The 18373-nt window shown below is 61.8% G+C and carries 15 protein-coding genes; 10 read left to right on the top strand and 5 right to left on the bottom strand.

All coding sequences use genetic code 11. From position 1 onward, the window contains the following. The first annotated feature begins 130 nt into the window (after positions 1 to 130). A complete protein-coding gene (locus tag AC1RL4_RS17145; protein ID WP_096479477.1) occupies positions 131 to 829 on the top strand; it encodes an OmpW/AlkL family protein in 699 nt (232 codons plus the stop codon). Positions 830 to 1029: 200 nt separating this feature from the next. On the opposite strand, the gene AC1RL4_RS17150 is transcribed toward AC1RL4_RS17145, so the two are convergent. Together AC1RL4_RS17150 and AC1RL4_RS17155 are read right to left on the bottom strand one after the other, a co-directional pair. Then, a complete protein-coding gene (locus tag AC1RL4_RS17150; protein ID WP_096479476.1) occupies positions 1030 to 1959 on the bottom strand; it encodes an NAD-dependent epimerase/dehydratase family protein in 930 nt (309 codons plus the stop codon). After that, a complete protein-coding gene (locus AC1RL4_RS17155; RefSeq protein ID WP_032830885.1) occupies positions 1952 to 2836 on the bottom strand; it encodes a sugar nucleotide-binding protein in 885 nt (294 codons plus the stop codon). Before AC1RL4_RS17155 ends, AC1RL4_RS17150 begins: the two co-directional genes overlap by 8 nt. A 225-nt stretch (positions 2837 to 3061) precedes the next feature. On the opposite strand from AC1RL4_RS17155, the gene AC1RL4_RS17160 reads away from it, so the two are divergent. The 6 genes from AC1RL4_RS17160 to AC1RL4_RS17185 all read left to right on the top strand — a co-directional run bounded on the left by AC1RL4_RS17160 (position 3062) and on the right by AC1RL4_RS17185 (position 12924). Beyond that, positions 3062 to 7402: a DEAD/DEAH box helicase gene (locus AC1RL4_RS17160; RefSeq protein ID WP_096479475.1), complete on the top strand. Its 4341-nt coding sequence runs from the start codon at positions 3062 to 3064 to the stop codon at positions 7400 to 7402. Between the two features lie 167 nt (positions 7403 to 7569). After that, a complete protein-coding gene (locus AC1RL4_RS17165; protein WP_019581394.1) occupies positions 7570 to 8781 on the top strand; it encodes an MFS transporter in 1212 nt (403 codons plus the stop codon). A gap of 156 nt (positions 8782 to 8937) precedes the next feature. Continuing rightward, the gene (locus AC1RL4_RS17170; protein WP_096479474.1) at positions 8938 to 9864 is read left to right on the top strand and encodes a DUF72 domain-containing protein; all 927 of its coding nucleotides are present in this window, start codon (positions 8938 to 8940) and stop codon (positions 9862 to 9864) included. Continuing rightward, entirely contained in the window at positions 9861 to 10658 is a 798-nt protein-coding gene (locus AC1RL4_RS17175) for an endonuclease/exonuclease/phosphatase family protein (protein WP_096479473.1), read from the top strand. Before AC1RL4_RS17170 ends, AC1RL4_RS17175 begins: the two co-directional genes overlap by 4 nt. Next, a complete protein-coding gene (gene clsB, locus AC1RL4_RS17180) occupies positions 10655 to 11941 on the top strand; it encodes a cardiolipin synthase ClsB (RefSeq protein WP_230173047.1) in 1287 nt (428 codons plus the stop codon). Before AC1RL4_RS17175 ends, clsB begins: the two co-directional genes overlap by 4 nt. Beyond that, positions 11938 to 12924, top strand: a complete 987-nt coding sequence (locus tag AC1RL4_RS17185) for a lysylphosphatidylglycerol synthase domain-containing protein (RefSeq protein ID WP_230173045.1) — start codon at positions 11938 to 11940, stop codon at positions 12922 to 12924. The genes clsB and AC1RL4_RS17185 overlap by 4 nt, the downstream gene beginning before the upstream one ends. 40 nt (positions 12925 to 12964) lie before the next feature. Here the strand turns inward: AC1RL4_RS17185 and AC1RL4_RS17190 are convergent, their stop codons facing one another. The 3 genes from AC1RL4_RS17190 to AC1RL4_RS17200 all read right to left on the bottom strand — a co-directional run bounded on the left by AC1RL4_RS17190 (position 12965) and on the right by AC1RL4_RS17200 (position 16027). After that, on the bottom strand, positions 12965 to 13723 hold the full coding sequence (locus AC1RL4_RS17190) for an alpha/beta hydrolase family protein (protein WP_019581399.1): 759 nt from the start codon (positions 13721 to 13723) through the stop codon (positions 12965 to 12967). Further along, the gene (locus AC1RL4_RS17195; protein ID WP_230173043.1) at positions 13713 to 14822 is read right to left on the bottom strand and encodes a DUF3182 family protein; all 1110 of its coding nucleotides are present in this window, start codon (positions 14820 to 14822) and stop codon (positions 13713 to 13715) included. The genes AC1RL4_RS17190 and AC1RL4_RS17195 overlap by 11 nt, the downstream gene beginning before the upstream one ends. A 209-nt stretch (positions 14823 to 15031) precedes the next feature. Further along, positions 15032 to 16027, bottom strand: coding sequence for a GlxA family transcriptional regulator (locus AC1RL4_RS17200; protein WP_230173041.1), 996 nt, complete (start codon positions 16025 to 16027; stop codon positions 15032 to 15034). Between the two features lie 101 nt (positions 16028 to 16128). On the opposite strand from AC1RL4_RS17200, the gene AC1RL4_RS17205 reads away from it, so the two are divergent. From AC1RL4_RS17205 to AC1RL4_RS17215, 3 genes are all read left to right on the top strand, one after another. Then, positions 16129 to 16677 carry a cysteine hydrolase family protein gene (locus tag AC1RL4_RS17205; RefSeq protein ID WP_230173039.1) on the top strand — a complete coding sequence of 183 codons (549 nt, stop codon included), beginning with the start codon at positions 16129 to 16131 and terminating at the stop codon, positions 16675 to 16677. 280 nt (positions 16678 to 16957) lie between these two features. Then, entirely contained in the window at positions 16958 to 17539 is a 582-nt protein-coding gene (locus AC1RL4_RS17210) for a YjfI family protein (RefSeq protein WP_018925667.1), read from the top strand. A 24-nt stretch (positions 17540 to 17563) separates the two neighbouring features. After that, entirely contained in the window at positions 17564 to 18262 is a 699-nt protein-coding gene (locus AC1RL4_RS17215; protein WP_007933675.1) for a PspA/IM30 family protein, read from the top strand. Positions 18263 to 18373 lie beyond the last annotated feature (111 nt).

The following is an 18373-nucleotide window of genomic DNA, read 5'->3' on the forward strand; positions in this document are numbered from 1 at the left end:
TCGCGGGTTTGCCCGCGATGAGGCCCTCAAAATCAGCCCATCACTGTTTCATTGAGCTGAGTCAAAAGACCGTATCAGTTGGATCCCTACCATTGGACATCAAGCATTTTTAACGTCCTTTGGAGCCCCCATGCACAAGTCCCTGCTCAGCGCTTCACTGCTTGCCCTCGCGCTCGCAGCCCCGCTCGCCCATGCCCACACCGCCGGCGACATCATCGTTCGGGCCGGTGCGATCACCGTGAATCCGACGGCCGACAGCTCCAGCGTCAAGGTCGATCAAGGCCCGCTGAAGGGCGCCGATCTGGGTGGCAAGGCCACCATGAGCAGCGACACGCAACTGGGCCTGAACTTTGCGTACATGATCAGCAACAACCTGGCGATCGAGCTGCTCGCGGCTTCGCCGTTCGAGCATGAGGTGAAGCTCAAAGGCACCGCGCTCGGCGCCGCCAACGGCAAACTCGGCACCCTGAAACACCTGCCGCCGACCCTGAGCCTGGTCTACTACCCGCTGGACGCCAAGTCCGCATTCCAGCCGTATGTTGGCGGCGGTATCAACTACACCTGGATCTACGACGAGCACGTCGGCAGCGAAGCCAGCGCCAACGGCTTCAGCAACTTCAACGCGAAAAACTCCTGGGGCCTGGCCTGGGAAGTCGGGGCCGACTACATGCTCACCGATAAGGTGATGATCAACGCCCAAGTGCGCTACATCGACATCGACACCCGTGCCACCGTGGAAAACAACGCCGTGGCTCCGGGCACCCGCGCACGGGTGAACGTGGACGTCGATCCGTTCATCTACATGGTCGGTCTGGGTTACAAGTTCTAAGGAACTGTGGCGAGGGGGCTTGCCCCCGTTCGCCTGCGCAGCAGGCGCCATCCAACCGATGAGGACGTCAGGCGAAATGCAGTGGGGCTGCTTCGCAACCCAACGGGGGCAAGCCCCCTCACCACAAAGAACTGCACCGGTCATATTCGACACACAAAAAAGGCGCCTTCAAGGCGCCTTTTTCACAACTGTGTAAAACCTCAGCGCCCCAGCAAACGCGCCAGGCCAACGCTCATCGGCGTCTGCTCCGGGTAGGTGAACCGCTCCAGCAAACGCCGGTTATTCGCTCGTGAATGGCGGATGTCACCGGAACGCGCCGGGCCATAGCTCACGGGCGGCAGCTTGCCGACCACGGCTTCAAGGGCTTCAAGCATCTGCTTGAGAGTCGTCGCCTGATTCCAGCCGACATTCACCGCGCCGACCTCAACCTGCGGTTTCTCGATGGCTTGTACCAGCACGTCCACCAGGTCTTCGACGTAGACAAAATCCCGAGTCTGCTCGCCATCACCGAACACGGTGATCGGCAGGCCTTTCTGCGCGCGCTCGCTGAAAATGCTGATCACCCCGGAGTACGGCGAGGACGGATCCTGGCGCGGGCCGAAGATGTTGAAGAAGCGGAAAATCACCGGTTCCAGACCATGCTGGCGGCGATAGAAATCGAAGTAATGCTCGCTCGCCAACTTGTCCGACGCATACGGCGTCAACGGTGCCTTGGGCGTGTCTTCGTCGATCGACTCGCCTTCACCGTTGTTGCCATAGACCGCTGCGCTGGACGCGTACAACACGCGTTTGACACCGGCCTGACGCATGGCTTCGCAGACGTTCAGCGAGCCGATGAAGTTGCTCTGGTGAGTTTTCACCGGGTCATCCACCGAGGCCTGCACCGAAGCCACTGCGGCCAGATGCGCCACCGCGCTGCAACCGAGCATCGCCTGCGCCACCAGGGCGGCATCAGCGACATCGCCTTCGATCAGTTCGACGAGGGGATTGTCCATCGGCAGGTTGCTGCGTTTGCCGGTGGACAAGTCATCGAGAATTCGCACCGAATGCCCTTTGGCGAGCAAGGCATCGGTCAGGTGCGAACCGATGAAACCGGCGCCGCCGGTGATTAAAACAGGGCCATCAGCCATGGCGATAAAACCTATCCAGTAAGCCCGGGAGTGCCGCGCGCCAGGCGCGGGGTTTGATCCCGAAAGTGTGCAGAATTTTCTTGCAGGCCAGCACCGCGTGTTGCGGTTCTTCGGCAGCGTCGGGCCGCGCGGCGTGAGCCTGGGCGGTCGGCGCTTCGATGGCCAGCGGGTGCAGGGCGCGCGCTTCAGTGAGAATCGCCTGGCCCAGTGCCAGCGGCGTGGTCGCCTCATGCCCGGCGTAGTGGTAAGTGCCCCACAGCGGCGCCGCGCAATCGAGTTGCTTGAGCACCGAAATGATCACTCGGGCGGCGTCGTCCACCGGCGTCGGATTACCGCGACGATCATCGGCCAACAGCAATTCTTCCGCTTTCTCCGCCCGGGCGAGGAATCGTCCGAGGGTGCCGTCGGGGCTGTCATCGAGCAGCCAGCCGAAACGCAGCAACACGTGCTGCGGACAGGTGGCGCGCACACTTTGTTCGATTCGCCACAAGGCCTGACCGCGCAGGCCCAACGGTACCGGTTCGTCTTTTTCGCTGTAGGCGGTCGCCCGGGAGCCATCGAACACGCGATAACTCGACGGTTGCACCAGCACGATGTTGTGATGCTGGCACAATTCGGCCAGACGCTCGATGGCGCGCTCCTGCCCGGCCAGACGCTGTTCGCTGACGGTCTCCGCCTGGAACCAGTCGAAATAGTAGGCGAGATTGATCAACGCATCCGGACGGGTATCGTCGAGCAGTTGCGTCAGGCTCGCGGCGTCCCAGCCGTCTTGTGGTGGGCGGGGGGCGAGGAAACCGATGTCTTCCTCCGCACCGAGGCGAATCAGCGCCTGCCCAAGGGCATTTCCGCCGCCCAGTAACATAAGGCGCATTCGCATAGAGTCAGCAGGCCCAGTCTGATTGGAACGATGGCTTTATCGACAGCGCCCGCAGGCGATGTCCTCAATAATTGCCGGAATCGTTGCATTTTGCGGGTTTAGTGCGCAACCGTCACCCGTAAAGTGTAGTTCCCGGGGATTTGTGGTGCAGCTACTGGCCTCAGGATCAACACAGAGCCTGAGCGGTACTTGCAACTTCCCGTCCCCACCCGCATAAATTGGCTCATGAACCTGCCCATCCCCGCAGACAGCGCTCTGAACGGTTTCCACCCCGCCGTCAGCGCCTGGTTCAGCAACACCTTCGCGACGGCTACCGCCGCCCAGGCCCGGGCGTGGCCGTTGATCCGCCAGCGCCGTTCAACGCTGATTGCCGCGCCCACCGGCTCCGGCAAAACCCTCACCGCGTTTCTGGCCGTGCTCGACGATCTGGTCCATCGTGGCCTGGAAAACCCGGATGGCCTGCCAGACGAAACCCTGGTGGTCTACGTTTCGCCGCTCAAGGCCCTGTCCAACGACATCCGGATCAACCTGCAAAACCCGCTGGCCGGCATCACCGAGCAGTTACGCCTGATGGGCCTGCCCGACGTGCCGATCAGCACCGCCGTGCGCACCGGCGATACGCCGCAAAAAGACCGCTCGGCCATGCGCAAAACCGCGCCGCACATTCTTGTAACCACCCCGGAATCCCTTTATGTGCTGCTCGGCTCTGACTCCGGGCGGAAAATGCTCGGCACCACGCAAACGGTGATCGTCGACGAAATCCACGCCATCGCCGCCAGCAAACGCGGCAGTCACCTGGCCCTGAGCCTGGAGCGCCTGCAAGCGCTTTGCCCGCAACCGCTGGTGCGGATCGGCCTGTCCGCCACGCAAAAACCCATCGAAGCGGTGTCGCGTTTTTTGGTTGGTCGTGATCGCGACTGCGAAATCATCGACATCGGCCATGCCCGCCCACGGGATCTCGATATCGAAGTGCCGCCCGTGCCGTTGTCAGCGGTGATGGCCAACGACGTGTGGGAACTGGTCTATGACCGCCTCGCCGCCCTCGCCCGCGAACACCGGACCACGCTGATTTTCGTCAACACCCGGCGCCTGGCCGAACGCCTGAGCCGATACTTGAGCGAACGCCTCGGCAAAGACGCAGTGGCCGCCCACCATGGCAGCCTGGCCAAGGAGTTTCGCCTGGACGCCGAGCAACGGCTCAAGCGCGGCGAGCTGCAAGTGCTGATCGCCACCGCCTCGCTGGAACTGGGGATTGATATCGGCGACGTCGACCTGGTGTGCCAGATCGCTTCGCCACGCTCGATTGCCGGTTTTCTGCAACGGGTCGGCCGCTCCGGGCACCAGGTCGGCGGCACGCCCAAGGGCCGATTGTTCGCCACCACCCGCGACGACCTGATCGAATGCGCCGCTTTGCTCGATTGCGTGCGCCGTGGCGAACTCGACACCTTGCTGATCCCCGAAGCGCCGCTGGACGTGCTGGCCCAGCAGATCATCGCCGAGGTCAGTTGCCAGGAATGGCACGAGCAGGCGTTGCTGGAGATGCTGCGTAAAGCCTCGCCTTACGCCAAGCTCGACGAAAAACATTATCAGGCGCTGCTGCACATGCTCGCCGAGGGCTACAACGGTCGCCAGGGCATACGTAGCGCGTACCTGCACCGGGACGCCGTAAGCCGAACCTTGCGCGGTCGTCGGGGCGCCAAGCTGACCGCCGTGACCAGCGGCGGGACGATTCCCGACAACGCCGACTACAGCGTGTTGCTGGAGCCTCAGGGGCTGAACATCGGCAGCGTCAACGAAGACTTCGCGGTGGAAAGCATCGCCGGGGATATCTTTCAGCTGGGCAATACCTCGTACCGAATCCTGCGGGTCGAAACCGGCAAGGTCCGGGTCGAAGATGCTCAGGGCCAGCCGCCGACCATTCCGTTCTGGCTCGGTGAAGCACCCGGTCGCAGCAATGAACTGTCGTTCGCCGTGGCCCGCCTTCAAGCGCAACTCGATGAACTGCTCGCCGCCACACCCGGCGATCTGCAACCAGCCCTCGACTGGCTGACCGACACTCTCGGCTTGAACCTCGCCAGCGCCGAGCAACTGGTCGACTATCTGGCCCGAGCCCGCCTGACCCTCGGCGCCTTGCCGTCGCAAGACACACTGGTGATGGAGCGTTTTTTCGACGAGTCAGGCGGTACGCAACTGATCATCCACTCACCGTTCGGCAGCCGCATCAACCGCGCCTGGGGCCTGGCCCTGCGCAAGCGTTTCTGCCGCGCCTTCAACTTCGAATTGCAGGCCGCCGCCAGCGAGGACGCCATCGTGTTGTCGCTGTCCACCAGCCACAGCTTCGAGCTGGACGACGTCTGGCGCTACCTGCACAGCAACAGCGCCGAACATATCCTGACTCAAGCGGTGCTCGAAGCCCCGCTGTTCGGCGTGCGTTGGCGCTGGAATGCCGGGGTCGCCCTCGCGCTGCCACGCTACAGCGGCGGCCGCAAAGTACCGCCGCAGATCCAGCGGATGAAAAGCGAAGACCTGATCGCCAGCGTGTTTCCCGATCAGATCGCCTGCGTGGAAAACCTCGCCGGCGAGCGCGAGATTCCCGACCATCCGCTGGTGGAACAAACCCTCGACGATTGCCTGCACGAGGCCATGGACAGCGAAGGCTGGCTGGCGTTGTTGCGGCGCATGGAACAGGGCGATATCCGCCTGATCAGCCGCGACCTGCCGGCGCCTTCGCCACTGGCGGCGGAAATCCTCAGTGCCCGCCCCTACACCTTCCTCGACGACGCGCCGCTGGAAGAACGCCGCACTCAGGCGGTGCTCAACCGCCGCTGGAGCGATCCGCAGTCCACCAACGACCTCGGTGCGCTGGACGCCGAGGCGATTGCCGCGGTGCGCGACGAAGCCTGGCCAATGCCAACCGGCCTCGATGAAATGCATGAGGCCTTGATGAGCCTGGCGTGCATCACCGACGCCGAGGCCCGGGCCAACCCCAATTGGCTCGAATGGCTGAATACCCTGGCCGACAGTGGCCGCGCCAGCCGTTTGCAGATCAACGCCAAGCAATCGCTGTGGCTGCCACTGGAGCGACTGACCTGCCTGCGGGCGATTTATCCACAGGCCATGTTGTTTCCGTCGTTGGAGGCGTTGCCTGGTTTCGATGAAACCTGGGAGCCGGACGAAGCGGTGCTGGAAGTGATCCGCGCGCGGCTCAGCGCGTTTGGTCCGTTGTCGCTGAAGGCGATTGCCGAACCGCTTGGTTTACCGGCACTTCAAGTCACTCAGGCCCTGGCCCAACTGGAACGTGAAGGTTACGTGCTGCGCGGGCAGTTCAGCCCGGACGCCCGCGAAGAGGAATGGTGCGAACGGCATCTACTGGCGCGGATTCATCGCTACACGGTCAAACGGCTGCGCCGAGAAATCGAGCCGGTGGCGTTGCAGGATTTCATGCGCTTTCTGTTCGACTGGCAGCATCTTTCCAGCATGAGCCGAGGCCTGGGCAGCGCAGTGTTGCCGGCGATCATCAGCCAGTTCGAAGGCTACCCCGCCGCCGCTTCGGCATGGGACAGCGACATTCTGCCGGCGCGGCTCAAAGACTATTCGGCGAGCTGGCTGGATGAGTTATGCCGCAGCGGCAAACTGGTCTGGACCCGCCTGACCGCGCGCAACAAGAGCGCCGGCACGGCATTGCGCAGCACGCCGATTCTGTTGCTGCCGCGTAGTCAGGTCGGGTTGTGGAGCAGCTTGACCGAGCAGACACCGGTCAACGAACTGTCGCCCAAAACACAAAAGGTCCATGCAGCACTCAGCCAGCACGGCGCTCTGTTTTTCGATGAGCTGATTCACGAGGCCCATCTGCTGCGCTCGGAACTGGAAATCGCCTTGCAGGAACTGGTCGGCGCCGGACTGGTAAACGCCGACAGTTTCGCCGGGTTGCGGGCGCTGATCACCCCGGCCAGCAAACGCCAGAATCGCAGCAGTCGACGCGGGCGTGGAGCGTTTGTCGGCGGGATGGACGACGCCGGGCGTTGGGCGTTGCTGCGCCGCAGTGCGGTCGCGCCGGTTGTGGATAAGCCGGTTGTGGATAAACAACGCCCGACGTCCACACCCACAGAAACCCTGGAACACATCGCCATGACCTTGCTGCGCCGGTACGGCGTGGTGTTCTGGCGCTTACTGGAGCGCGAGGCGGACTGGTTGCCGAGTTGGCGGGAATTGCTGCGCACGTTCCATCGGCTGGAGGCCCGGGGCGAGATTCGTGGCGGGCGGTTTGTCAGTGGTTTGGCCGGCGAACAGTTTGCCCTGCCCGAGGCGATCCCGTTGCTGCGCGAAGTCAGGCGGCGCCCCCATGACGGTAGTTTGATCGCGGTGTGCGGGGTGGATCCGCTGAACCTCGCCGGCACCCTGCTGCCGGGCGCAAAAGTGCCGGCGCTGGCGAGCAATCGGCTGGTGTATCGCGATGGCTTGCCGGCTGCCGCCGAGATCGCCGGCAAGCAGCAGTTCTGGCTGGAGCTGGATCAGCAATCGACTACAGAAGTACACAACACACTGATCCGCCACTCCCCCCTGTAGGATTCAACCTCCTGTGGCGAGGGAGCTTGCTCCCTCGCCACAAGGTTTAATGCCAGCCGTGAGATATTTGCTTTGCACGCAAATATCAAATGCCCATCCCTGTATTTTTCCGCACGCCCCAAACCCCGACACTGCGCTCCATCAATCAATCCACCGGAGTTGCAGTCATGCCCATTGCCTTGCTGGCGCTGACCCTCAGCGCTTTCGCCATCGGGACGACGGAGTTCGTCATCGTTGGCCTGTTACCCACCATCGGCGCCGACCTCGGCGTCAGCCTGCCGTCCGCCGGTTTGCTGGTCAGTTTGTATGCACTCGGGGTGGCCGTCGGCGCGCCGGTGCTGACCGCCCTCACCGGCAAAGTCCCGCGTAAACTGCTGCTGTTGTCGCTGATGGTGCTGTTCACCCTCGGCAACTTGTTGGCCTGGAAAGCGCCCAGCTACGAGTCGCTGATCATTGCGCGGATCGTCACCGGCCTGGCCCACGGGGTGTTTTTCTCAATTGGCTCGATCATCGCCACCAGCCTGGTGCCGAAGGAAAAAGCCGCCAGCGCGATTGCCATCATGTTCACCGGCCTGACTGTGGCGCTGGTCACTGGCGTGCCGCTGGGGACGTTTATCGGTCAGCATTTCGGCTGGCGTGAAACCTTCCTCGCGGTGTCTGCACTGGGTGTGATCGCCTTCATCGGTAGCCTGCTCTACGTACCGAAGAACATCGCCCACAGCAAACCGGCTTCGCTGTTGCAGCAGTTGCAAGTGCTCAAGCAACCCCGCCTGTTGTTGGTGTATGCCATGACAGCGGTCGGCTACGGCGGCTCGTTCATCGCCTTCACCTTTCTGGCACCGATTCTTCAGGACATTGCGGGCTTCAGCGCCAGCACCGTCAGCCTGGTGCTGCTGGTGTACGGCATCTCGGTGGCCGTCGGCAACATCTGGGGCGGCAAGCTGGCGGACAAGCGCGGCCCGATCGGCGCCCTGAAAATCATCTTCGCCCTGCTCGCCGCCGTACTGTTCGCACTGACCTTCACCGCCGCTAATCCATGGCTGGCCCTGGCCACCGTGCTGGTCTGGGGGGCGGTGGCGTTCGGCAACGTGCCGGGGCTGCAGGTGTATGTGGTGCGTCAGGCCGAACATCACACCCCGCATGCGGTGGACGTGGCGTCGGGCCTGAACATTGCGGCGTTCAACCTCGGCATTGCCGGTGGTGCGTGGGGCGGTGGTTTGATCGTGGCGCATATGGGCCTGATCCATACCGCGTGGATCGGTGGCCTGGTGGTGTTGGTGGCATTGGCGCTGACCGCCTGGAGTGGTCGTCTCGATCGGTTGGGCCCGGTGTATGCCGAGCCGGCTGAAGGTTCGGCCCGGATCGTCGCCGGACACTGATAGATCAAAAGATCGCAGCCTTCGGCAACTCCTGCGCGCCTGTGGGAGCTGCCGAAGGCTGCGATCTTTTCGCTTTACCGTCCGTAGCCCCGTCGAAACTTTCTCGCACGCCTGGCAGTCATCAAAAAACAGGGCTGTCCGAGGATGGGAGGCGACATGGCGGCGATTCATATCGGTATTTCAGGCTGGCGCTACACGCCCTGGCGGGGAGGCTTCTACCCGAAGGGGCTGACCCACAAACGCGAATTGCAATTCGCGTCGCGGGCGGTCAACAGCATCGAAATCAATGGATCGTTCTACGCCCTGCAACGCCCCGAACGTTACGCCCAGTGGTACGCCGAAACCCCGCCAGGTTTCGTGTTCAGCGTCAAGGCGCCGCGCTTCATCACCCACATCAAGCGCTTGCGGGAGATCCATAAACCCCTGGCGAATTTCTTCGCCTCCGGGGTGCTGGAGCTCAAGGAAAAACTCGGCCCGATCCTTTGGCAGTTCCCGCCCAGCTTCAAATTCGATCCGGAGCTGTTCGAACACTTTCTTGAACAACTGCCCCACGACACCGAACAGGCCGCCGCCCTCGCCCGCCAGCACGAACCACGGCTGAACGGTCACGCCAGCATGAAGGCCTACGGTAAAAAACCGGTGCGCCATGCCGTGGAAATTCGCCACGAAAGTTTCGTCGATCCGGCCTTCGTCCGGCTGCTCAAACGCTACAACACCGCGTTGGTGATTGCCGACACCGCCGGCAAATGGCCGTACCGCGAAGACCTCACCAGCGATTTCGTCTACCTGCGCCTGCACGGCGCCGAAGAACTCTACGCCAGCGGTTACACCCCTCAAGCGCTGCAACGCTGGAGCGAGCGGATCGAGGCCTGGCATCACGGCCAGCAACCGGCAGATCCGCAATTGATCGCGCCCCGGCAAAAACCCAAGACTCGCAGATCCCGGGAAGTGTTCTGCTATTTCGATAACGACATCAAAGTCCGCGCGCCCTTCGATGCCCGCCACCTGCTTGAGCGTTTGCATCTCGACAAAGACCTTGTCACGGCCCCCGGCGAGCCGGTTGCCGAAGGAGCGCTGCCATGAGCATTCCCGAGCCGGTCGGTGGGACGGATGAACAGCAACCCATCATCAATGCCGTGAGCCGCTTCACCGTGCTGACGGTCAACACCCACAAGGGGTTCACCGCACTCAATCGGCGCTTCATCCTGCCCGAGTTGCGCGAAGCGGTGCGCAGTGTGTCCGCCGATGTGGTGTTTTTGCAGGAGGTCCACGGCACCCACGAACAGCATCCCCAGCGCTACAACAATTGGCCGGCGATGCCCCAGTACGAATTCCTTGCCGATAGCCTGTGGCCGCAATTCGCCTACGGGCGCAACGCGGTCTACCCGGCGGGCGATCACGGCAATGCACTGTTGTCGAAATTCCAGATCATTCGCCACGACAATCTCGACGTGTCCATCAGCGGCCATGAAAACCGTGGAATCCTGCATTGCGTGTTGCGCATGCCCGGCGATGGCCGGGAAGTGCATGCCATTTGCGTCCATCTGGGGCTGCGCGAAAGCCACCGGACGGCCCAGCTCAAGCTGCTGATCCGACGCCTGGAAGAGCTACCGCAAGATGCCCCGGTGGTGGTCGCCGGCGATTTCAACGACTGGCGCCAGCGCGCCGATGCGTTGCTCAAGCCTTGCGGGTTGCGTGAGGTGTTCGCCGAGTTTCACGGCAAACCGGCGCGCAGTTTCCCCGCGCGTTTGCCGGCGTTACGCCTGGACCGCATCTACGTGCGCCATCTCAAGGCCAGCCATCCGCAAGTGCTGGCGGCACGCCCCTGGTCACACCTTTCCGACCATGCGCCCCTGTCGGTGGAGATCGAGTTATGAGCAGCCCATCGATGGAAAAAACCACGGTCGAACGCATCTCCACGCCTCCACCCGTGCGCGAGCCTGCGGTGACTGAGGTTGAGTACGGCTGGCACGGTAACAACCGGGTCCAATTGCTGGAAAACGGTGAGGCGTACTTTCCACGGGTGTTTGAAGTGCTGCGCCAGGCCCAGAGGGAAATTCTCCTGGAAACCTTCATTGTGTTCGAGGACAAGGTCGGCAATGAGCTTCAACAGATCCTGATTGAAGCGGCGCAACGTGGCGTGCGTATCACGGTCAGTCTCGACGGCTTTGGTTGTGGCGAACTGAGTACGGCGTTCCTCGCCGCCCTGAGCAATGCAGGTGTGCGCCTGCAAATATTCGACCCCGCCCCGCGCCATCTGGGCATCCGCACCAACTGGTTCCGCCGTCTGCACCGCAAGATTGTGGTGGTCGACGGCACGATTGCGTTCCTCGGCGGAATCAATTTTTCCGCCGACCATCTGGCCGACTTCGGCCCCGAGGCCAAGCAGGATTATTCGGTTGAAGTGCAAGGCCCGGCGGTGGCCGATATTCATCATTTCGCCTTGCTGCAAGGCGGTCGACCGGCCCGGGCCAAATACTGGTGGCAACGCCGCCGGCAGCGGCATGCTGAACTGGCGGTCGACGATCATGACGGTCAGGTACGACTGGTGTATCGCGACAACGCAGAACACCCAAAAGATATCGAAGAGGTGTATTTACAGGTGCTGCGCAGTGCCCGGCGTCGCGTGGTGATCGCCAATGCCTACTTCTTTCCAGGCTATCGGCTGCTGCACGAGATCCGCAATGCGGCACGCCGGGGGGTCGAGGTGCGCCTGATTCTTCAGGGACAACCGGACCTGCGGGTGGCCAGACTCGCCGCGCGCATGACCTACGACTACCTGCTGCGGGCCGGGGTGGTGATCTACGAATATTGCGACCGCCCCCTGCATGGCAAAGTCGCCCTGGTCGACGAGGACTGGAGCACTGTCGGCTCAAGCAACCTCGATCCGCTGAGCCTGTCCCTGAACCTGGAAGCCAACGTGCTGATCCGCGACCGTGCCTTCAACCGCGATCTGTACGAGCGTCTCGACGAGTTGAGCAGCAACCATTGCAAGGTCATGTCGGTGGACACGGCGCCTCGCGGGCGGATCTGGCACATGACCATCGGCTTTCTGGTGTTTCACTTCCTGCGGCATTTCCCCGCTTGGGCCGGTTGGTTGCCGGCGCATAAACCGCGCCTGAAGCCCTTCATCCACCCACCCGGGAGCGCCAAGGCATGAGCCATTCCCAAGCGCAGCCTGCGCCGCACTCCGACACGCCGGGCAAACACCACTGGCACCGCTGGAAAAGGCCGCTGACGATGCTGTTCTTCCTGGCGCTGATCGTGTTGTTCACGATGCTCGCCCAGCGTATCGAATGGAACGAAGTGTTCGATACCCTGGCTGACTTCAAAGTGCGTACGCTGATCATCGCGTCAGGTGTGACCCTGGCAAGTTTTCTGGTCTATGCCTGTTTCGATCTGATCGGGCGCACCTACATCCGGCAGAACCTGACCTGGCGGCAGATCTTGCCGGTGGGGATCATCAGCTATGCCTTCAACCTCAACCTGAGCGCCTGGGTCGGCGGCGTCGCCATGCGTTATCGGCTGTATTCGCGGCTCGGCGTGAGCAAAGGCAACATCGCAAAAATCCTCGGGCTGAGCCTGGCGACCAACTGGTTCGGCTACATGGTGATTGCCGGCGCGGTGTTCAGCAGCGGCCTGATGCGAATGCCGCCGGGCTGGAAAGTGAGCAGCAATGCACTGCAAGACGTGGGGATTTTGTTGCTGCTGTTGAGCATGGGATATCTGGCGGCCTGCCGGTATTCCAGGCGCCGGAAATGGTCGGTTCGCGGCGTGGAAATCATTCTGCCGTCGCTACGCATGGCAATCCTGCAACTGGCCCTCGGCGCACTGAACTGGGCGCTGATGGCGGCGGTGATCTTCACGTTGCTGCCGAGCAAACTGGACTATCCGCTGGTGCTTGGTGTGTTGCTGATCAGCGCCATTGCCGGGGTCATCACCCATATCCCGGCCGGGCTCGGTGTGTTGGAGGCGGTGTTCGTGGCGCTGCTGCAGCACGAAGTATCGCGGGGCAGCCTGGTGGCAGGGTTGATCGCTTATCGGGCGATCTATTTCATTCTGCCGCTGTTGATAACCGTGGTGATGTACTTGGTGGTGGAAGCCAAGGCCAAGTCGTTGCGGATCTCGAAGAAACCTCGGTGAGCGGTCGCATCCACGAATGATCGCAAGACCACCGCATCTCTCAACTCGATTGAATGATGCTCAACCGCTCACCCACCACCATCTCGGTGATCCAGCCCACCAGGATCGAGGTGTACGCCTGCTGCGAAACCGGGTCGCTCAAGGCGTGATCCGCACCATCGATGATCCGGTGAGTCAGCGAGTGAGTCTGCTGACACGCGGCGCGGTAACTCATGATCGTCGCGTGGGGTACATAGGCGTCGGTCTCGGACTCCACCAGCAACACATCCCCGGTGAATTGCGAGCAGGCGTGCAACGCGCGATTGCTGTCGGCGCGCACCAGCGTGCCGCGATAGTCGCGCAAGTCGGCTTTGTCCAACTCACGCTTGGGCGTGTGCCACAAGTCGTCGCGGTACAACGCCGGCACCCGCAGCGCCAACCAGCGCACCGGACGCAACGTCGTCAGGATCGCTGCCAGATAACCGCCATAACTGGTGCCGACCACCGCAATCGCGGAGGTGTCGAGCGCCGGGTGGGCGAGCAAGCGGTCGTAGGCTGCCAGCAGGTCGCGCAGGTTGTCTTCGCGGGTGACCCTGGACAACGGAATGCCGGTCCCGCCGGTATGACCTCGCAAGTCGAACGTCAGGCACACACAACCCAACCCGGCGATGCCTTTGGCGCGCTCCAGGTCGCGCTCCTGGCTACCGCCCCAACCGTGGACGAAAAGCACCCCCGGGACTTTCGATTTGGGGCTGAGGAAGGTCCCGCTCATCTGTTCATCGTCGATGTCGATCTGAATGGTTTCGCTTCTAGCCGTCATAGGATTTGACCGTCACGTACTTGAGAAGAAAATCACTGTGTTCCGCCGGCCCGCGGTAAATCTCGATGGCGTTCTCCGGCAGCGATTGATCGCTATAGGTTTCGACCGATGACACGCGAATCGCACGCAGGCCGGGGTCGTTGACAAAGCTCTGCAACGCCGCGACTTCGGCACTGCTGGCACCGCCCAAACGCCAGGATTGTTCGAGCACGCCGCTGCGTTGTCGGTCGTTGCAATCCAGCCCCTGGGCGATGTCGTAGTTGCGCCGCGAAGCATAGAAACCGGGGTAGGCTTCATCCGCCGCACTGTCGAATACCTGTGCCTGCTGGATCGCCAGCCTCACCTCATCCAGCAGTTCCAGCGCCAGCAGGTCCTCGTAATAACCCTGCACCACCAACAGGTTGGACCCTCCATAAACCTGCTCGCCCTGAGCGTCTTCGGTCAAGTATTGATCACCGCAATAACTCAGCACTTTGTCGCCGATGAAGCTTTGGCCGACGCTGTGGGTGATCACCTCGGTCAAATCCTGCTCCAGCACAACGCCTTCGGTGAACAGTGCCTTGGCCTCGGGGCGAGCGAGGATGGCGTCGAACTGGTCGAGGCTCTTGATCACTTCCTGACCGCGCCCGGCGCAGGCGTGAATAGGCTTGATGCGGATCGGGCCGCTGTAGAGCAGGTGCTCCGCCGCCGGGCGCGCATCGTCCAGGGAGAACACGCTGAGGCCGTCGAGCACGACGCTGCGCACCCGTTCGCAAAACAACGGTGCCCAGCCTTCGGGCGCGAACGCATCGCGGTTCAACAGCCCATGACTGATGGCTTTGGTGCAGATGAAATCGTGGTCGACGTAACCGCCCCACAAATCCTCCGGCCCTTTGACGCCCAGCTGCCGGGCGGCAGCGGCGCCCACCAGCGTCTGGGTCGGCAACAGATAGCGGTCACGACCGCTGTGCAGTTGCGGGTCGTAACTGCCGCCGTATTCGAGCCCGACGATCTGCGCCAGCCAGCGGGCCAGCGCGCGATTGGTTTCAACTTCGTGCAGCGGGGCATCGGGCCGCACCGAATGGGCGAGTACCAGTTTCTTGCGATTTGTTGGGGTCATGCGTCCCCCCTTCAATCTGCGTTGGATAAATGTAGCTGGAGGGGTGCAGGGATCAGGCCAATGGCGGCTGATGAAGAACGACTGTTAAATCAGCCGGTTGCCCAGACAGTAATGGCATTACGCCTGTTTGATTCTGCACGACGCCCTTCAGGACTCCGGCATTTTGCACGACTCAAACCTTCCACATTTTTTGATCTGGCGTGCTCTGGCTACCGGGCCACAACGGCTGGCGGCGTCACGCCAAACCGCGTCCGGTAATCACTCGGCGCCAGCCCGGTAATCTTTTTGAACGTCGCGCGAAACGCACTCGGGTCCTGATAACCCACGGTCCAGGCAATGTGATCAATGGTGCCGTTGGTGAATTCGAGCATTTCCCGCGCCTTGCCGACGCGCAGGTGCTGGCAGTACTCGGTGGGTTTCAACCCGGTTGCCGCGCGGAATCGCCGCAGGAAGGTGCGCTCTTCCAGCCCCGCCCGTTCGGCCATCGCCGCCAGCGAGACATCGACCGCCCCGGTGCTTTGCAGCCAATGCTGGACCTTGAGAATCGAGGCATCGCCATGGCTGAGAATCGGTGAAAAATTACTGCCGCACTCGCTCGCGCTGTCGCTGTGCTCCACCACCAGAAAGCGTGCCGTGCTGGTGGCAATGCTCGGCCCCAGCAAGCGGTTCACCAGCCGTAACCCCAGCTCTGACCAGGCCATCAGCCCAGCCGTAGTAATCAGATCGCCGTCATCGACGATGGGCGTGTCAGCCTTGAGCTTGATCGCCGGGTAACGCTCGGCGAAGGCTTTGGCCGAGGTCCAATGAGTGGTGGCGCTACGGCCGTCGAGCAGGCCGCTTTCAGCCAACAGGATCGACCCCACGCAAACCCCGCCCAACGTCGCGCCACTGGCGTGTTGCTGACGAATCCAGCGGATCAGCCCCTGCGGTGCCTGGCCCGCGGAAAAACCTCCAATCGACGGTGGGATCAACACCGCGACCAACGCGCCGGCCGGGCCGGGTTGACTGTCGTAGACCCGCTCTGGCGCCTGATCGCCCTCGACCCGCCAATGGCTGATCCGCAACAACGGCAACTGCGCCGTCTGATGCTCGGCGGCAATTCGGTTGGCCACCCCGAACAGATCCGTCAGCCCATGCACCGCCGCCATCTGCGCGCCGGGATAGATCAGCACGCCCAATTCGACGACTGCCCTTTCTACGCCCATTGTCAGTTTTCCCCCTTCTATTGTCGGTGCGGCCAATCCTCGGACGGCCTGCAGAACCTGATACTTGAATCACACCCAACAAGCACTTCGAGGAAACACTCATGGCCAAGCAAGCACTCATCGTAGTCGATATCCAGAACGACTACTTCCCCCAGGGCAAGTGGCCTTTGGCGGGCGCCGATGCCGCCGCAGACAACGCTGCACGGCTGATCCAGGCCTTTCGCGAGGCCGGTGACGCGGTGGTACACATCCGCCACGAATTCACCTCCGACGCCGCACCGTTCTTCACCCCGGGCTCCGACGGCGCGAAGCTGCACCCCAAAGTCCTGAACCGCGCCGATGAACCGGTGGTGCTCAAGCACTTCGTCAACGCGTTCCGCGAAACCGAACTCAAGGACATCCTCGACCAGCAAGACATCGAGCATCTGGTGGTCGTCGGCAGCATGAGCCACATGTGCATCGACGGCGTCACCCGTGCCGCAGCAGACTTCGGCTATACGGTCACGGTGATCCACGACGCCTGTGCCACCCTCGACCTGGAGTTCAACGGCGTCACCGTCCCGGCCGCCCATGTGCATGCCGCGTTCATGTCGGCCCTGGGGTTTGCTTATGCGAGCGTGGTGTCCACCGATGACTTTCTGGCTGGTTAGATGAGAGGCCCGTTCCACAGGATTACGCTTAACTGACCGGAATCATGCTGCTTCCCTTCTTTTTCATACACCTGCGCAACCGTCGAAAAAATCTCACGCGTGAGCTATTGAGGGCTGCAAAAATAGCCTGTAGTGTTATCACGCGTGAGTTTTTCACAACGGGATCAGCACCATGAAAAGCAGCTCTCCATCAGATCCGCCTACCGGGTCTGTTACCGATTCAGCGAGCCGCAAGGGAGAGCGCTCGAAACCCTCCGCGAAAAAACCATCGAGCTTCTACATGAAGCAGATGCGCGCGGGCCTGGGTGCCGCCGGCTATGTGAAACACGAGACTTGGGTGCTTCCCGAAAATCGAAGCCTGCTCAAGCAGATGGAGAAACAGCTACGCCAACCGATTCTGGCTGGCTCATTCATGTCGGAGAATTACATGAGCGCAGGTAATAACTGGAACATCGATCGCCTCTACAGCGCCCTCCAGGCCCTCGACGAAGTGGTTGCGAACGAAATCACCCTCTCCCTCGTTCAAGGCTCCGAATCCAGCATCAAGCTGGAAATGAACGATTTCGGTGGCTTGCCGATTTACATCGCGGTGGTTGGCGATCAGATCATCGTCGATACCGTTCTGGTCGATGTCGAGTCGATCAACGACGTCCCGGCCTTCAACGATGCCGTTCTGCGCAGCCGGGAAATGTTCCCCCTGTCCTCGATCGGTATCGAGTCCATGCCCAACGGGCAGGTCGTTTACAACATGTTCGGCGCACTGAGCTCCGACTCCAGCCTGACCAACGTCGTGACTGAGATCAAAACCCTCGTCGACAACGTCCAGCGCGCCAGCGAAGCCTTTGAACGCTTCTTCAATTAATTATTCGGGAACAGGAAACATCCAATGACTCAGTCCATCTGGAGCAAATTGTTCACCGCGCTGCGTGGCGGTGCCAACGAAGTCGGCGAATCGATCGTCGACCAACAGGCCCTGCGCATCCTCGACCAGGAAATTCGCGATGCTGACAGCGCGCTGGCCAACGCCAAGCGTGAGCTGGTCACCATCATGGCCAAGCACAAACTGTCGGCTGACCGCGTCAGCGAGTACAACGCCAAGATCAAGGACCTGGAATCCAAGGCCCTGGCCGCCATCCAGGCCAACCGCGAAGACCTGGCACTGGAAGTGGCCGAAGCCATTTCGACCCTGACCAATGAACTGGATGTCGAGCAAAAGCAGGCCACCGAATTCGGCGGTTATGCGGACAACATGCGCAAAGACATCACCAAGGCTGAAAACCGCATCAAAAGCCTGCGCCAGCAAGTGGACATGGCCAAGGCTCGCGAAAGCGTACAGAAAGCCCAGGTCAGCGCTTCGATCGCCAGTGGCGGCGCCAACGGCAAGCTGGAAACCGCCGTCGGTACGCTGAACCGCCTGCAGGCCAAGCAGCAGCAACGCGCCGCTGAACTGCAAGCCCAGGACGAACTGGCCGACGCGTCGACCGGCACCGACCTGGAGCGCAAGCTTCGCGAAGCCGGCATCACGCCGGATGAAGGCAGCGCCAATGCGATCCTGGAACGCCTGAAGAAAAAATCGGCCGAGTAAGCAATACCCCAGCAGAAAGGGCATTCATTGCCCTGATGCCAGTCAGTCAAGTGCGCTGACCCTGTGGCGAGGGAGCAAGCTCCCTCGCCACAACTTTACTCAGTGCTTGTT

It is taken from the genome of Pseudomonas sp. GW822-FHT07A10 (genome assembly GCF_058798795.1).

Excerpts from the sequence above, each read along its gene's own strand:
- AC1RL4_RS17175 (WP_096479473.1), top strand. The coding sequence starts at position 9,861 with ATGAGCATTCCCGAGCCGGTCGGTGGGACGGATGAACAGCAACCCATC.
- AC1RL4_RS17185 (WP_230173045.1), top strand. The coding sequence starts at position 11,938 with ATGAGCCATTCCCAAGCGCAGCCTGCGCCGCACTCCGACACGCCGGGC.
- clsB (WP_230173047.1), top strand. The coding sequence starts at position 10,655 with ATGAGCAGCCCATCGATGGAAAAAACCACGGTCGAACGCATCTCCACG.
- AC1RL4_RS17215 (WP_007933675.1), top strand. The coding sequence starts at position 17,564 with ATGACTCAGTCCATCTGGAGCAAATTGTTCACCGCGCTGCGTGGCGGT.
- AC1RL4_RS17195 (WP_230173043.1), bottom strand. The coding sequence starts at position 14,822 with ATGACCCCAACAAATCGCAAGAAACTGGTACTCGCCCATTCGGTGCGG.
- AC1RL4_RS17190 (WP_019581399.1), bottom strand. The coding sequence starts at position 13,723 with ATGACGGCTAGAAGCGAAACCATTCAGATCGACATCGACGATGAACAG.
- AC1RL4_RS17160 (WP_096479475.1), top strand. The coding sequence starts at position 3,062 with ATGAACCTGCCCATCCCCGCAGACAGCGCTCTGAACGGTTTCCACCCC.
- AC1RL4_RS17155 (WP_032830885.1), bottom strand. The coding sequence starts at position 2,836 with ATGCGAATGCGCCTTATGTTACTGGGCGGCGGAAATGCCCTTGGGCAG.
- AC1RL4_RS17200 (WP_230173041.1), bottom strand. The coding sequence starts at position 16,027 with ATGGGCGTAGAAAGGGCAGTCGTCGAATTGGGCGTGCTGATCTATCCC.
- AC1RL4_RS17210 (WP_018925667.1), top strand. The coding sequence starts at position 16,958 with ATGAAGCAGATGCGCGCGGGCCTGGGTGCCGCCGGCTATGTGAAACAC.
- AC1RL4_RS17150 (WP_096479476.1), bottom strand. The coding sequence starts at position 1,959 with ATGGCTGATGGCCCTGTTTTAATCACCGGCGGCGCCGGTTTCATCGGT.
- AC1RL4_RS17170 (WP_096479474.1), top strand. The coding sequence starts at position 8,938 with ATGGCGGCGATTCATATCGGTATTTCAGGCTGGCGCTACACGCCCTGG.
- AC1RL4_RS17205 (WP_230173039.1), top strand. The coding sequence starts at position 16,129 with ATGGCCAAGCAAGCACTCATCGTAGTCGATATCCAGAACGACTACTTC.
- AC1RL4_RS17165 (WP_019581394.1), top strand. The coding sequence starts at position 7,570 with ATGCCCATTGCCTTGCTGGCGCTGACCCTCAGCGCTTTCGCCATCGGG.
- AC1RL4_RS17145 (WP_096479477.1), top strand. The coding sequence starts at position 131 with ATGCACAAGTCCCTGCTCAGCGCTTCACTGCTTGCCCTCGCGCTCGCA.